This window comes from Pseudomonas sp. 210_17 TE3656 (genome assembly GCF_054821965.1).
Genome location: NZ_JBTRBC010000001.1, coordinates 2,203,066 through 2,217,439, shown reverse-complemented (window position 1 = coordinate 2,217,439; position 14,374 = coordinate 2,203,066). Strand labels below are relative to the sequence as shown.

The 14,374-nt window shown below is 62.3% G+C and carries 16 protein-coding genes and 3 pseudogenes; 5 read left to right on the top strand and 14 right to left on the bottom strand.

From position 1 onward, the window contains the following. Position 1: 1 nt before the first annotated feature. Positions 2-964, top strand: coding sequence for an amino acid ABC transporter permease (locus ACVI9W_RS10470; protein ID WP_461529951.1), 963 nt, complete (start codon positions 2-4; stop codon positions 962-964). Continuing rightward, positions 957-1,691 (top strand): amino acid ABC transporter ATP-binding protein, encoded by a 735-nt coding sequence (locus tag ACVI9W_RS10465; protein WP_461531818.1) that lies wholly within the window; start codon positions 957-959, stop codon positions 1,689-1,691. The genes ACVI9W_RS10470 and ACVI9W_RS10465 overlap by 8 nt, the downstream gene beginning before the upstream one ends. Before the next feature lie 85 nt (positions 1,692-1,776). Here ACVI9W_RS10465 and ACVI9W_RS10460 read toward each other — a convergent pair whose 3' ends face one another. From ACVI9W_RS10460 to ubiE, 13 genes and pseudogenes are all read right to left on the bottom strand, one after another. Further along, a complete protein-coding gene (locus ACVI9W_RS10460; protein WP_461531817.1) occupies positions 1,777-2,481 on the bottom strand; it encodes a methyl-accepting chemotaxis protein in 705 nt (234 codons plus the stop codon). 198 nt (positions 2,482-2,679) lie between these two features. After that, positions 2,680-3,696, bottom strand: a pseudogene (locus ACVI9W_RS10455) (methyl-accepting chemotaxis protein); the annotation flags it as partial. Positions 3,697-3,970: 274 nt separating this feature from the next. After that, positions 3,971-4,684 carry a methyl-accepting chemotaxis protein gene (locus tag ACVI9W_RS10450; protein WP_461531816.1) on the bottom strand — a complete coding sequence of 238 codons (714 nt, stop codon included), beginning with the start codon at positions 4,682-4,684 and terminating at the stop codon, positions 3,971-3,973. A 141-nt stretch (positions 4,685-4,825) separates the two neighbouring features. Beyond that, positions 4,826-5,887, bottom strand: a pseudogene (locus ACVI9W_RS10445) (methyl-accepting chemotaxis protein); the annotation flags it as partial. Between the two features lie 79 nt (positions 5,888-5,966). Continuing rightward, complete coding sequence (locus ACVI9W_RS10440; protein WP_461529950.1) at positions 5,967-6,674, bottom strand: 16S rRNA (uracil(1498)-N(3))-methyltransferase; 708 nt, start codon at positions 6,672-6,674, stop codon at positions 5,967-5,969. Further along, on the bottom strand, positions 6,671-7,462 hold the full coding sequence (gene tatC / locus ACVI9W_RS10435) for a twin-arginine translocase subunit TatC (RefSeq protein ID WP_038615432.1): 792 nt from the start codon (positions 7,460-7,462) through the stop codon (positions 6,671-6,673). The genes ACVI9W_RS10440 and tatC overlap by 4 nt, the downstream gene beginning before the upstream one ends. Beyond that, positions 7,459-7,839 carry a Sec-independent protein translocase protein TatB gene (gene tatB / locus ACVI9W_RS10430; RefSeq protein ID WP_038615430.1) on the bottom strand — a complete coding sequence of 127 codons (381 nt, stop codon included), beginning with the start codon at positions 7,837-7,839 and terminating at the stop codon, positions 7,459-7,461. Before tatB ends, tatC begins: the two co-directional genes overlap by 4 nt. Positions 7,840-7,842: 3 nt before the next feature. Next, positions 7,843-8,112: a twin-arginine translocase TatA/TatE family subunit gene (locus ACVI9W_RS10425; protein ID WP_461529949.1), complete on the bottom strand. Its 270-nt coding sequence runs from the start codon at positions 8,110-8,112 to the stop codon at positions 7,843-7,845. 25 nt (positions 8,113-8,137) lie between these two features. Then, positions 8,138-8,473 (bottom strand): phosphoribosyl-ATP diphosphatase, encoded by a 336-nt coding sequence (locus ACVI9W_RS10420; RefSeq protein ID WP_157194503.1) that lies wholly within the window; start codon positions 8,471-8,473, stop codon positions 8,138-8,140. 1 nt (position 8,474) lies between these two features. Then, the gene (hisI, locus tag ACVI9W_RS10415) at positions 8,475-8,867 is read right to left on the bottom strand and encodes a phosphoribosyl-AMP cyclohydrolase (RefSeq protein ID WP_107024963.1); all 393 of its coding nucleotides are present in this window, start codon (positions 8,865-8,867) and stop codon (positions 8,475-8,477) included. Between the two features lie 74 nt (positions 8,868-8,941). Next, complete coding sequence (gene ubiB / locus ACVI9W_RS10410; RefSeq protein WP_461529948.1) at positions 8,942-10,549, bottom strand: ubiquinone biosynthesis regulatory protein kinase UbiB; 1,608 nt, start codon at positions 10,547-10,549, stop codon at positions 8,942-8,944. Then, on the bottom strand, positions 10,546-11,169 hold the full coding sequence (locus ACVI9W_RS10405) for a ubiquinone biosynthesis accessory factor UbiJ (protein WP_038615419.1): 624 nt from the start codon (positions 11,167-11,169) through the stop codon (positions 10,546-10,548). The genes ubiB and ACVI9W_RS10405 overlap by 4 nt, the downstream gene beginning before the upstream one ends. Beyond that, the gene (gene ubiE / locus ACVI9W_RS10400) at positions 11,169-11,939 is read right to left on the bottom strand and encodes a bifunctional demethylmenaquinone methyltransferase/2-methoxy-6-polyprenyl-1,4-benzoquinol methylase UbiE (RefSeq protein WP_038615416.1); all 771 of its coding nucleotides are present in this window, start codon (positions 11,937-11,939) and stop codon (positions 11,169-11,171) included. Before ubiE ends, ACVI9W_RS10405 begins: the two co-directional genes overlap by 1 nt. Before the next feature lie 125 nt (positions 11,940-12,064). Between ubiE and ACVI9W_RS10395 the strand changes: the two genes are divergently transcribed. From ACVI9W_RS10395 to ACVI9W_RS10385, 3 genes and pseudogenes are all read left to right on the top strand, one after another. Further along, entirely contained in the window at positions 12,065-12,340 is a 276-nt protein-coding gene (locus tag ACVI9W_RS10395) for a polyhydroxyalkanoic acid system family protein (protein WP_038615414.1), read from the top strand. A 181-nt stretch (positions 12,341-12,521) separates the two neighbouring features. After that, the gene (locus tag ACVI9W_RS10390) at positions 12,522-12,941 is read left to right on the top strand and encodes a phasin family protein (RefSeq protein ID WP_422416967.1); all 420 of its coding nucleotides are present in this window, start codon (positions 12,522-12,524) and stop codon (positions 12,939-12,941) included. A 10-nt stretch (positions 12,942-12,951) separates the two neighbouring features. Then, positions 12,952-13,573 (top strand): annotated as a pseudogene (locus ACVI9W_RS10385) (phasin family protein); the annotation flags it as partial. A gap of 175 nt (positions 13,574-13,748) precedes the next feature. Here ACVI9W_RS10385 and ACVI9W_RS10380 read toward each other — a convergent pair. Next, positions 13,749-14,363 (bottom strand): TetR/AcrR family transcriptional regulator, encoded by a 615-nt coding sequence (locus tag ACVI9W_RS10380; protein WP_431743424.1) that lies wholly within the window; start codon positions 14,361-14,363, stop codon positions 13,749-13,751. Positions 14,364-14,374: the final 11 nt, after the last annotated feature.

Here is a 14,374-nt window from a genome sequence, read left to right as displayed (position 1 = left end):
AGTGATCAAACACAAGAAAGCCCAGTGGCCCTGGCACGGGCTGACCGCGCTGGTCCTGGTGGGCCTGGCGCTGAGCCTGTATTACGCGACCTCGATGATTTCCTACGAGTGGAGCTGGAACCGGGTGCCGCAGTACTTCGCCTACCAGGCTGAAGTCGCCCAGCGTGCCAGTGACAATGGCACCATCGAATCGATTACCCCAAAAGGTGACATGGCAAGTGTCATCCTGCGTGACGAGAGCGGCGCCGAGCAGGTGTTCGACGTCGAGCTGGCCAGTGTGCTGCTGTCCCGTGGCGACGATGTCGCCGAAGGCGACCTTATCGGCGTGACCCATCACTGGGCTGCCGGCCCGTTGGCCTGGGGCCTGTGGACCACTGTGTGGATCTCGGTGGCCTCTGGTGTGCTGGGCCTGGTGATCGGCCTGTTTGCCGGCCTCTGCCGCTTGTCGAACAACCCGACCCTGCGTGACCTCTCCACAGTCTACGTCGAGTTGGTGCGCGGCACGCCACTGCTGGTACAGATCTTCATTTTCTACTTCTTCATCGGCACCGTGCTCAACCTGTCCCGCGAGTTCGCCGGGGTGGCTGCACTGGCACTGTTTACCGGCGCGTACGTGGCCGAAATCGTCCGCGCCGGTGTTCAGTCGATTGCCAAGGGGCAGGGCGAAGCCGCTCGTTCGCTGGGCTTGAGCGCTGGCCAGTCGATGCGTCACGTGGTGCTGCCGCAAGCGTTCAAGCGCGTGCTACCGCCGCTGGCCGGGCAGTTCATCAGCCTGGTCAAGGACACCTCGCTGGTGTCGGTGATCGCCATTACCGAACTGACCAAGAGCGGGCGCGAAGCGATCACTACCTCGTTCTCGACCTTCGAGATCTGGTTCTGCGTCGCCGGTCTGTACCTGTTGATCAACCTGCCGCTGTCGCACATGGCCAGCCGGCTTGAGCGGAGGCTTGCGCAAAGTGATTGAAGTCCGTGATCTGGTAAAAGTCTTCGATACCCGTGGTCAGGTGGTGCGCGCGGTCGATCACGTCAGCACCAACGTGGCCAAGGGTGAAGTGCTGGTTGTACTCGGGCCGTCGGGGTCGGGCAAATCGACCTTCCTGCGCTGCCTCAACGGCCTGGAGTCGTTCGATGAGGGCACCGTGGCTATCGACGGTTTGCAACTGGCCGACCCGAAAACTGACGTCAACGCCTACCGCCGTGAAGTCGGCATGGTGTTTCAGCACTTCAACCTGTTCCCGCACATGACCGTGCTGGAGAACCTGTGCCTGGCACAAAAGGTGGTGCGCAAGCGCGGCAAGGCCGAGCGTGAAGCCAAGGCCCGCGCGTTGCTGGAGAAGGTTGGCATTGCCCAGAAAGCCAATGAGTACCCTTCGCGTCTGTCCGGTGGCCAGCAACAGCGGGTTGCCATTGCCCGGGCCCTGGCCATGGACCCGAAAGTGATGCTGTTCGATGAGCCGACCTCGGCGCTCGACCCGGAAATGGTCGGTGAAGTGCTCGATGTCATGAAGACCCTGGCGCTCGAAGGCATGACCATGGTTTGCGTGACCCACGAAATGGGCTTTGCCCGCGAAGTGGCGGATCGCGTGCTGTTCTTCGACCATGGCAAGCTGCTGGAGGATTCGCCGCCCGAGGCGTTCTTCACCTCGCCGAAAGACCTGCGCGCCCAGGCGTTCTTGCGCCAGGTGCTGTAGTACCGGTGGGAGCGGGCTTGCCCCGCGATTGCGGTGTGTCAGTAACATCGCAATCGCGGGGCAAGCCCGCTCCCACCAACAGGGGTTACAGGTTGAACCGGCCCACCAGCGTCTGTAGCTGACGCCCCAGCCGCGCCAGCTCGACACTCGACGCTGCCGTCTCTTCACTGGCCGCACTGGTCTGGTCAGACACCTCGCGCACATTGATCACGCTGCGGTTGATCTCCTCGGCCACCGCGCTTTGTTCCTCGCTGGCGGTTGCGATCTGCTGGTTCATGCCCTGGATATTCGACACCGTGCGGGTGATCTGTCCCAGCGCATCGCCGGCCTTGCGGCTCAGCTCGACACTGTCGCGGGTCAGGACCTTGCTGCTGTCGAGCAGGCGGGTAACCTGATCGGTGCCGTCATGCAGGTTGCCAATCAGTTGTTCGATCTCCTCGGTTGACTGCTGGGTGCGCTGGGCCAGGCCGCGGACTTCATCGGCAACCACGGCGAAACCGCGACCGGCCTCTCCGGCCCGCGCCGCTTCGATGGCGGCGTTCAAGGCCAGCAGGTTGGTTTGCTCGGAGACCGACTTGATCACATCAAGAATGCTGCCGATGCGCTGGCTCTCGCCTGCCAGTTGATGCATGGCATCGATCGAATGGTCCATCTGCCGGGCCAATTGTTCGATCTGTTCCACGGCCTCACCGACCACCTGGTCGCCCAGTTGAGCCTGCTGGTCAGCGGTGGTCGCCGCCTGCGAGGCAAGTTCGGCGTTCTGCGCCACTTCGTGAACCGTTGCGCTCATCTGGTTCATGGCTGTGGCGACCTGATCGGTTTCGTCTTTTTGCTGGGCGATCCTGACTTTGGTCTGCTCGCTGACCGCAGCCAGTTGTTCGACCGCCGAGGACAGCTGGGTGATGCCCCCGCCGATCCCGCCAATCAGCTCGCGCAGGCTCAGGGTCATGGCCTGCATGCTGTTTTGCAATTGACCCATCTCGTCGCGGCGCTGCACGGTGTCGGTCAGTTGTAGATCGCCTTTCGCAATGCGTGCGGCCAGGGCCAGGGTCTGTTTCAGCGGTAGGGTGATCTGCAGGGTGATCAACCAGGCCGCCAGACTGCCGAACAGTAAAGCCAGCATGGCTTCGCCGGTCAGTACGCTCTGGGCCTTGACGGCTTCGGCGTCGCGCCGCTCGATCTGACGGTCGCTCAGTTTGCGGCTGGCATCGCGAAGCTCAATGCCTAGCTGTTCCAGCGTGCCTTGCACGCTCTCCACGGTGATAGCGGCCCGGCGATACTGATCGAGGCTGTCCTGGTAGCGGCTCAGCGCCGCGCGCAGGTTTTCCCGGGTGCTGGCGGCCAGACCATGGGTTTGCATCAGTTGCGCCAGTTGCTCGAAGGTCTGTCGGCTGGCGTCGAGCGCTGCCTGACCAACGTTGGCGAACTGCTCCAGGGGGGCGAAAGTATAGGCCGGGACCAGGCTCTGTTGATTGGCAACTTCGACATGCCTGCCGAGGGCTTCGGCCAGGTTCAGGACCCGGCTCTGACTGGCCTGCTGGCTCTCGCTACGCATGTTTTCCAGTGCCTGGTCTGCGACCTCATCGACCAGCTCGGCCAGGCGCTGTTCAGCACTTTGCATGGCCTGCTGGCGTGTCTGGCGCAAGGCCACGGCCTGTTGTAGCTGTGCAAAGTCCTGGGTAAAGCGCTGCACCGTTTGCAACTTGCCGGCGATCATCTGCCGGTCTTCGGGCGCTGGATAACGCTCCGGCATTGCCGTGAGCAATTCCTGCAGGGCCTTCAGCGACAGCTTGATCTGAGCCTTGCTGTGCGCATCATTGAGTACCCGAAAGGTGATGCGCTCGGCCCTGAGGTCTTTGCCGATGTCATTGAGGCGGGCGATTTCCTGGAGCTTTTCCGAGCGCAGGATGGCGTCGTCCAATGCACGCCAGCCGCTGAGGGTGATCAATAGGGTCAGTAACAGCACCAAGGCAAAGGCCAGGGTCAGCTTCAGTCTGACGCTCATGTTGCCTAGCATCCGATTCACAGGTCCGAACATGGGGGTCTCCAGCAATTGAGGAATGACCGGCGCCAGGACGAAGGTCAGGGCGCCGCCCCTTGCTCATCGGCTGGCTACGGGCGAGCTGGACCTGCAAACGATGTAGGAAAGTTCGGCGGTTAACCTAGGGAAATTGGGTGAAGCGGCGGAGGGTGTAGGACGCTTGCTCAAGGGCAGACAGCAGAAGATTGGCAGTATCCCAACCTGTGCTGCCCGAGCGAGCAGCACAGGTTGTTTAACCTCAGAGCTGGAATTTGCCGACCAGGCCCTGCAGGTGGGTGCCCAGGCGGGCCAGTTCGACACTGGAGGCGGCAGTTTCTTCGCTGGCGGCGGAGGTCTGGTCTGACACATCGCGCACATTCATCACGCTACGGTTGATCTCTTCCGCCACTGCGCTTTGTTGCTCGGCCGCTGCGGCGATCTGCTGGTTCATCGCCTGGATCGAGGAAACGGTATGGGTGATGGTCTCCAGTGAGGTGCCGGCGCGACGGGTCAGCTCGACGCTGCTGGCGGTCAGCTCGCGGCTGGCATCCATGCTGCTGGCGACTTGTTGGGTGCCGCTTTGCAAGCCGGCGATCAACGCTTCGATCTCTTCGGTCGATTGCTGGGTGCGCTGGGCCAGGCTGCGTACTTCATCGGCGACCACGGCAAAGCCACGCCCGGCTTCCCCGGCGCGGGCGGCTTCGATCGCTGCGTTGAGGGCCAGCAGGTTGGTTTGCTGGGCCACCGACTTGATCACATCGAGCACGCTGCCGATCTTGTCGCTTTCGCTCTTGAGCTGGCCCATGGCGTCGCTGGAGTGATTCATTTCAGTCGCCAGACGCTCGATCTGGGCAATCGACTCAGCGACTACCCGATCACCCTCGCGGGCCTGCTGATCGGCCACCAGCGCGGCCTCCGAGGCCTCTTCGGCATTACGCGCGACTTCCTGCACGGTGGCGGCCATCTCGTTCATGGCGGTAGCCACTTGATCGGTCTCGACCTTTTGATTGTTGACCCCGGCACTGGTCTGCTCGGTCACCGCCGACAGCTCTTCAGCGGCACTGGCGATCTGTGTGACACCATCGCCAATGCCGCCAATCAGCTCGCGCAGGCTGACAGTCATGCGTTGCATGCTGCGTTGCAGCTGGCCCAGCTCGTCACGGCGCTCGACGTTGAGGTCATGGCGCAGGTCGCCGCTGGCGACCCGGTCGGCGGCGTTGAGGGTCTGGCGCAGGGGGATGACGATCTGGCGGGTGATGGTCCAGGCGGCGAGCAGGCCGAACACCAGGGCCAGGACGGTGGCCAGGGTGAGCATCGACCTGGCGTGCTGTGATTCGTCATCGCGCAGTTGGGTCAGAGTCAGGGTCAGTTGCTGGCTTTGATCAAGCAGGATCTGGCCCTGCGCCATCATTTGTTGGGCGGCTTGTTCCGAGGCCGTCTGCGCCGTGCCGAAATCGATCACCGCCGCCCGGTAGTTGCCGAGCGCGCGTGCTGCCTGGTTGAGGTTGCCGGTGTAGTTCGCCGGCAGCACTTCGGCCAGGGTCTTGAGCTGCGAGATGGCCTGGTCGATGGCTGCCAGGGCGGTCTGCTGGAATTCGGCCTTGCCGCTGTAGGTGTAGCCGCGGACCTGGAAGCGCGCCTGCTGCAGCAGTTTGCTGGCACCAACGACACTGTTGAACAGGTTTATATCACTGCCGCCGAGCAGTTGCTGTTCGACCTCGGCGGTGAGGTTTGCGGCCTCGTCGGCGCTGCTGCCGAGTACCGCACGGCTGGCTTCGCGCTGGCGGGCGGCTTTGTCGGCACCGTCCAGTGCCTGGCGGTACTGGCGTGCAGCCTCTTTCTGCTGCTCGATGCGGCGTTTGTTTTCCGGCAAGACAATGCGCAGCTCGACCTGCTGCAGCTGGCGATCAAGGTTGGCCAGGGCATTGTTGAGGGTCTGCGCGGCGCTCTCATCACCCTTGATCTGGAAGTTCTGCCGGGCGATGCGCAGCTCCAGGGTGGCCTCCAGCACCTGGGAGACGCCTCCCAGAGTATCGCCACGCTCGGTGACGCCGTTGATGCCCTGCCAGCCGGTCAGGGTAATGCTCAAGGTCAGCAGCAGGACCAAGCCGAAGCCGATACCGAGTTTACGATTGACGCTAACGTTACCCAGGTGCTGGGCTAACCAACGGTACATGGCGGGACTCCATTGCGATCGGCAGAGGCGATTTGTTGTTCTGGTGCCCATGCATCGGCGCCAGATCGCAAAACTGAAGTCAGAACAGACGAGCGAGCAGGGCGGTAACCGCCGTCTCCACGCGCAGGATGCGTTCGCCAAGCTGCACCGGGGCCAGCCCGGCCTTGCCCAGCAGGTCGATTTCGTAGGGGATCCAGCCGCCCTCGGGGCCGATGGCCAGGGTTACCGGCTGGTCCAGGCCGCGCGGGCAGGGCGGGAATGGCCCGGGGTGACCGACCAGACCGAGGGTGCCTTGGGCAATGGCTGGCAGGCGGTCTTCGACAAAGGGCTTGAAGCGCTTCTCGATGATGACCTCGGGCAGGATCGTGTCGCGGGTCTGTTCCAGGCCCAGGATCAATTGCTCACGGATGGCCTCGGGTTCGAGGAAGGGGGTCTGCCAGAAGCTTTTCTCGACCCGGTAGCTGTTGACCAGAATCAGCTTCGGCACGCCCATGGTGGCGACGGTCTGGAACACCCGGCGCAGCATCTTCGGACGTGGCAGGGCGAGCACCAGGGTCAGCGGCAGCTTGCTCGGTGGATCACGGTCGAAGCTGACCGACAGCTCGGCCTCGTGGCCTTCCAGGCGCAGCACCCGGGCTTCACCCATCAGCCCGCCAATGCGGCCGACGCGCAGGCTGTCGCCCACCGCCACGCGGTGGATCTCCTGCATGTGGGTAAAGCGCCGGTCAGCCAGAACGACGCGATCGGCCGCGATGAAGTCGGCTTCTTCGAGGAGCAGCAGGTTCACGGTTGAGTCGCTGGCGGCTGGTCGTTGTGGTCGTCGGCGGCGTCATCATGATGTTCGCTGCGCTTGCGGATCAGCCCGCCAAACAGCACGCCGATCTCGAACAGCAGCCACATCGGCACGGCCAGCAGGGTTTGCGAGAAGATGTCCGGCGGCGTGAGGATCATGCCGACGACAAAGCAGCCGATGATCACGTAAGGGCGGATTTTCTTCAGGTATTTCACATCGACCACGCCGATCCACACCAGCAGGACCACGGCCACCGGGATCTCGAAGGCCACACCGAAGGCGAAGAACAGGGTCATGACGAAATCGAGGTAGCTGGCAATGTCGGTCATCATCGACACCCCTTCCGGCGTGGCGCTGGCAAAGAAACCGAAAATCAGCGGGAACACCAGGAAGTAGGCAAAGGCCATCCCGGCGTAGAACAGGATGATGCTGGAGATCAGCAGCGGGATCGCGATGCGCTTTTCATGGCGGTACAGGCCGGGCGCGATAAAGCCCCAGATCTGCTGGAGGATCAGCGGGATGGCCAGGAACAGCGAGACGATCATGGTCAGCTTGAACGGCGTCAGGAACGGCGAGGCCACGTCAGTGGCGATCATCGTCGCGTTGGCCGGCAGGTGCTCACGCAGCGGCGCCGAAACCAGGGTGTAGATCTGCTGCGCGAAGGAAAACAGCCCGGCGAAGATCAGGAAGATGGCCGCGACGCAACGCAGCAGGCGTGTACGCAGCTCGGTGAGGTGCGAAACCAGCGGCATTGGCTGGTCGTTTTCCGGAATATCGCTCATGGGGCTCGCGGGGGCTGTGTCGGTTCGGTGGTTGCGCTGGCGACCGGCTTGGCCTCGGCAGGTGCCGTGCTCGGTGTCGCAACGGTTTCGCTGCTGGCAACCGCGGGCGCAGGTGGCTCAGGCGTCACGCTCTGCGGGTTGAGGATCTTGCGCGCTTCCTGCTCCATGGAGAGGATGTGCTCGTTGTGCAACTGACGGCGGATGTCATCGGCGCCGATCTCGCGCTCGACTTCCTGCTTGATCGCGTTGAAGCTGCGCTTGAGGCGGCCGATCCACAACCCGGCCGTACGCGCGGCGCCCGGCAAACGCTCGGGGCCGAGCACCAGCAGGGCCACCAGGCCCACGAGCAGCAGTTCGCTGAAGCTGATCCCGAACATTGATCAATCTTTCCTGATCGGCTCTTCGACCTTGTGCGCCTGGCCGTCGATGGTCTGTGGCTGGTTCAGTGGCGAAGCGGCCTGTGGCTGTACGGGTTGCACCGAAGGTGGAGTCTGCTCTTCAGGCTTGGACTCTTCTTCGTTCATGGCTTTCTTGAAGCCCTTGATCGATTCGCCCAGGTCACTGCCGAAGTTCTTCAGCTTCTTGGTACCGAATACCAGTACCACGACCACCAGCAGAACGATCCAGTGTTTCCAGTCAAAAATACCCATGGTGCAATCCCTCGAAATAATTCAGTTAGGCCGACGGCTGACGCGCTGCTTTCTCGGCGTGCCCGGACAGGCCGAAACGGCGGTCCAGCTCATCCAGCACCGCCTGTGGGTGCTGGCCCAGTTGCGCAAGCATGACCAGGCTATGGAACCACAGATCGGCGGTCTCGTAGATGACATCACTGTAATCTCCGCTATGGGCGGCATCCTTGGCAGCAATGATGGTCTCGATCGACTCTTCGCCGAGCTTTTCCAGAATCTTGTTCAGGCCTTTGTGGTACAGGCTGGCCACGTAGGAACTGTCAGGTTCGGCGCCTTTGCGCGCTTCCAGCACTTCGGCCAGGCGGGTCAGGGTGTCGCTCATGTCAGTGTCCTGCGTTGTAGATGGCGTGGGGGTCTTTGAGGACCGGATCGACGGTCTTCCACTCGGCGTTTTCGTAAACACGGTAGAAGCAGCTTTCGCGACCGGTATGGCAAGCGATATGCCCCAGTTGCTCGACCATCAGGATGATCACGTCGGCGTCGCAGTCCAGGCGCATTTCATGCAGTTTTTGCACGTGCCCGGATTCTTCGCCCTTGCGCCACAGTTTGCCACGCGAACGCGACCAGTAGATGGCCCGCTGCTCGGCGGCGGTCAGGGCCAGCGACTCGCGATTCATCCAGGCCATCATCAACACGCGCCCGGTTTTGTGGTCCTGGGCGATAGCCGGTACCAGGCCATCGCTGTTCCAGTTGATCTCGTCCAGCCAGTCTTTCATGTACGACTCCAAAACAAGAGGCCCGATCCTCTGCCGACCCCTTGCGCTAGTGTGCCAGTCAGCGGCGCGGCTGGCTATCGACGCACGATCAGGTAAAGACCGGCCGCGAGCATCAGCCAGGCCGGCCAGGCCGCCGGAGCGCTGAGACTGACGGCCCCAGCGGCGAGGGTCGCGCCACCGCCGAGCAGGCCGGCGCCGAGCAGGCGCAAGGCCCAGCCATCGCCTTTCTGTTGCCAGGCGCCGGGCGGCTCGGCCTGGTGCGGCTGTGACATGCGCTCAAGCAGGTCGCGGGTCATGCCGGCCAGGTGCGGGATCTGTTCGACCTGGCCGTGCAGGTTCTGCAGCAGATTCTTCGGGCTGACCCGCTCGCGCATCCAGCGTTCCAGGAACGGCTGGGCGGTGCTCCACAGGTCCAGCTCGGGGTACAGCTGACGGCCCAGGCCTTCGATGTTCAGCAGGGTTTTCTGCAGCAGCACCAGCTGCGGCTGGACTTCCATGTTGAAGCGGCGCGCGGTCTGGAACAGACGCATCAGCACCTGACCGAAGGAAATATCTTTTAATGGTTTTTCGAAGATCGGCTCGCAAACGGTACGGATCGCCGCCTCGAATTCATTGAGTTTGGTATGCGCCGGTACCCAGCCGGAATCGATATGCAGCTGGGCGACGCGACGGTAGTCGCGCTTGAAGAAGGCAAACAGGTTGCGCGCCAGGTAGTCCTGGTCTTCAGGCGTCAGGCTGCCGACGATGCCGCAGTCGATGGCAATGTATTGCGGGCTCCACGGTTTGACGGTGCTGACGAAAATGTTGCCCGGGTGCATGTCGGCATGGAAGAAGCTGTCGCGGAACACCTGGGTGAAGAAGATCTCCACGCCACGCTCGGCGAGCATCTTCATGTCGGTGCGCTGGTCGGCCAGGGTCGCCAGGTCGGTGACCTGGATGCCGTAGATGCGCTCCATCACCAGCACCTTGGGGCGGCACCAGTCCCAGTACACCTGGGGCACGTACATCATCTCCGAGCCTTCGAAGTTACGCTTGAGCTGGCTGGCGTTGGCCGCCTCGCGGAGCAAATCGAGCTCGTCGTAGATGGTTTTTTCGTAATCGTTGACCACTTCCACCGGGTGCAGCAGGCGGGCATCGGCCGACACCCGCTCGGCGCCACGGGCGATCAGGAACAGCCAGGCCAGGTCCTGGGCGATGATCGGCTTGAGGCCAGGGCGCACGACCTTGACCACCACCTCTTCACCGCTCTTGAGCTTGGCCGCATGGACCTGGGCCACCGAGGCCGAAGCCAGTGGTTCGACATCAAAGCGGCTGAACACTTCGCTGATCTTCGCACCGAGCTGTTCTTCGATCAGCGCCACCGCATGTTGCGGATCGAACGGCGGTACCCGGTCCTGCAGCAGCATCAGCTCGTCGGCGATGTCTTCGGGGAGCAGGTCGCGACGGGTTGAAAGCAGTTGGCCGAACTTGATGAAGATCGGCCCCAGGTCTTGCAGGGCCAGGCGCAGGCGCGCACCGCGGCTGAGATCGAGGGTCTTGCGTGGCAGCCAGCGCCAGGGCATCAGGTGCCGCAGGGCCATCAGCCACCAGGGCAGTGGCAGTTCGAACAGCAGGTCATCGAGGCGGTAGCGGATAACCACACGCTGGATGCGAAACAGACGGCGGACGGCAAGCAGCTTCATGCGTTATCGCTGGTATCAAGGGATCGGGCAAGGCGCTCAATGCGCGCCTCGAGGCGTTCGATGTCGACTTTTAGCGTGTCGAGTTCGCTGAAGCGGGCTTCGGCTTCGCGTTGGCCAACCAGGGTCCGGGCCTCTTCGGCGAGGTATTCGGAAAGGTTCTGGTTGAGCGCCGCCAGGCCGTGGCGCGTCCAGCTGGCACGGCTGCGCAGATGGCCGCTGAGCAGTTGCGTGGCGATCGGCCCGAGCCAGCGCGAAACTTCGTACTCCCAGTCCAGTTCCAGGTCCTGGAGCACCGCGACCAGATCCAGCAGTACGGCGCTGTCGCCTTCGAGCTCGACCTGCGGGCTGTGCAGTACGGCGCTCTTGTCCTGGCTCAAGGCCAGGCGCATCAGGCTGCTGGCCGGGGCGCGCAGGGTGCAGTCGGCCTCATTGGCCCAGTGTGCGGCAAGCATCAGGCCGTCGTCGCTGGGCAGAATGAACAGTTGCAGTGCGGGCTGGCGGCAGTCGATGGCAATCACTTTGCCATCGAGCGGGCGCAAGCGCGGCAGCGCTGTGCTGTCCAGGCGCAGGACACGGTTCAGACCGTGTTCGACGCTGGCAAGAAGGCCGGCCAGAAGCATCAGGGTTTGATACCCCGGTGCAGGGCAACGATGCCGCTGGTCATGTTGTGGTAGGTGACGCGGTCGAAACCGGCCTCGACCATCATCGCCTTGAGGGTTTCCTGGTCAGGGTGCATGCGGATCGATTCGGCCAGGTAGCGGTAGCTTTCCGAGTCGTTGGTGATCAGCTTGCCGGCCAGCGGCATGAAGGCGAACGAATAGGCATCGTAGACCTTGGACATGAATGTGTTGGTCGGCTTGGAGAACTCCAGCACCAACAGACGGCCACCTGGTTTGAGGACCCGCAGCATCGAGCGGATGGCGTCTTCCTTGTGGGTCACGTTGCGCAGGCCGAAGGCGATGGTCACGCAATCGAAGTGGTTGTCCGGGAACGGCAGCTTTTCAGCATCGGCCTGGACGAATTCAATGTTGCCGGCCACACCACGGTCGAGCAGGCGGTCGCGGCCGACCTTGAGCATCGATTCGTTGATGTCTGCCAGCACGACCTGGCCGGTCGGGCCGACCAGTTGCGAGAACTTGGCGGCCAGGTCGCCGGTGCCACCGGCAATGTCCAGGACCCGGTTGCCGCTGCGCACGCCGGACAGTTCGATGGTGAAGCGTTTCCACAGGCGGTGCATGCCGCCGGAAAGCACATCGTTCATCAAGTCGTACTTGGCGGCTACCGAGTGGAAAACCTCAGCGACTTTCTCTGCTTTCTGGCTTTCCGGCACGTTCTGGTAGCCGAAATGGGTGGTGGGTTCGGCGTGGTCGCCTTTGCGCTGATCGTTCATATCGCTTCACCGGAAAAAATTACTGGCCATTCTAGGGCGTACGGTCGGATTTGTCTTGGCGGGGTGTGTCGCAGGTCGGGGCGCGGGCATAATAGAAGTATGCCTTTGAACCCAGGATTGAATGAATGACCCAGATCAGCGTTGAGCGCAAACACAGCCTGGGCCGCGAAGCGGCTCGGGAAAAGGCCCAGGCTCTGGTCGACAAGCTGGCCCGCGAGTACGACCTCAGCGCCCGCTGGAATGGCGACCGGGTCGAGGTCAAACGCAGCGGCGCCAGTGGCAGCGTGCAGATCGGTGAAGACACCATCAGGGTCGAGCTGAAGCTGGGCATGATGCTGTCGATGATGAGCACGACCATCAAGAGCGAGATCGAGCGGGCGTTGGACAAAGCCCTGGTGTGAAACCCTATCGCGGGGCAAGCCCGCTCCTACCGGCATTCACAATCCCGGTGGGAGCGGGCTTGCCCCGCGATGCTTTTTTCCTGCCTTAGGGTGAGGATTCTAATTTTTCTCCCTACCTTATGCTCAAGCCCAACATCCATGGGCAGTTCCTCCATATCTATTCGAGCGTGAGGTGCAGAGCATGGCCAAAGTGATTCTGAAGAAAAAAGACGACACCCAGCGCACGCTGGGTGAGGTGCGCGGCTACGCGCGCAAGATCTGGCTGGCAGGCCTGGGCGCTTATGCCCGGGTCGGTCAGGAAGGTGCCGACTACCTGAAAGAGCTGGTCAAGGCCGGTGAAACCGTCGAGAAACGTGGCAAGAAACGCATCGATCATGAGCTTGATGCAGCCAACACTCAGATCGATTCGGTCAAAGGTGAGATCAGCAGCGTCAAGGGCAAGGTCGAAGTCCAGCTCGATAAAATCGAAAAGGCTTTCGACACACGGGTTGCCAGCGCCTTGAATCGCATCGGCATTCCGTCTAAACATGACGTGGAGGCACTCTCTGCCAAGCTCGATGAGCTGACGGCATTGCTTGAACGTGTCGCACGTAAACAATAAGGAGAGCGGGATGGCTGGCAAGAAGAATAGCGAAAAAGAGAGCAGCTCCTGGGTCGGGGGGATCGAGAAGTATTCCCGCAAGATCTGGCTGGCTGGACTGGGTATCTACTCCAAGATCGACCAGGACGGCAACAAGCTGTTCGAGTCCCTGGTCAAGGATGGTGAGAAGGCTGAAAAACAGGCCAAGAGTTCCGTAGACGCGGCCAAGGCTTCGGCCAAGACGGCCACCTCGCGGGTGGGTGATGTCAAAGACCGCGCACTGGGCAAATGGAGCGAGCTCGAAGAGGCTTTCGACAAGCGCTTGAACAGTGCCATTTCGCGTCTGGGCGTTCCGAGCCGTAATGAAGTCAAGGCGCTGCACCAGCAGGTCGACACCTTGACCAAGCAGATCGAGAAACTGACCGGCGCTTCGGTCAAGCCGGCAGCGGCCAAGGCGGCCGCCAAGCCACTGGCCAAGGCGGCGCCGAAAGCGGCTGCCAAACCTGCAGCGAAACCGGCGGCAGCGAAAACCGCAGCGGCCAAACCTGCGGCCAAAGCAGCAGCCAAACCGGCAGCAGCCAAGCCTGCAGCGGCGAAGAAACCTGCGGTGAAAAAAGCAGCGGCCAAGCCTGCTGCCAAACCGGCAGCTCCGGCGGCCAGTGCAGCACCGGCACCCAGCGCTGCACCTGTGGTAACTGCAGCACCGAGCGCGCCAGCACCATCGGCGTCGGTAAGCCCGATCAGCCAGTCCTGATTCAGGCTTTATCGCGGGGCAAGCCGGCTCCCACCGTAGTATTCGGTGGGGGCGGGCTTGCCCCGCGATGCATTTCAGCCATCCAGATACCGCAAGGCGATCTGCTCGGCCGCATGCCGCGATCCGGTATCCAGATGCGGCGCCACCAGCATCATCACCTGATACACCACCACCCCGACTTCTCCTTCACGGGCCAGCACGCGCTGGTAGTCGAGTGAGAACAACAGCGTCAGGGTGATCTGTTCCACCAGTTGCCCCAACGCCCGCGTGTCGCTGACCACCTGGCCTTGGGCCTTGAGACTGGCGAGCAGGGCGGCCAGAGTGCGCTTGAGGGCATTGAGCAGATTGCGCATGCCACGGGCCAGCTTGGGGAGACGTCCGGTCAGGTTCGACAGGTCCTGGAACAGGAAGCGGTACTGGGCCATGCGCTCGACGATCAGGTGCAGGAACAGCCAGTAGTCTTCGGCATCCAGGCGTACCTCCAGGGGCGGGTCGAGCAACGGTGTCAGTTCGTCTTCGAAGCGCTCGAACAAACCCAGGACCAGCGGCTCCTTGCCGTGGAAGTGGTAGTACAGGTTGCCCGGGCTTATCCCCATTTCATTGGCGATTTCCAGGGTCGAGACATTCGGTTCGCCCTGCTGGTTGAACAGCTGCAGGGCACACTCGAGAATTCGGTCGCGGGTTTTCATCCGTTCTACTT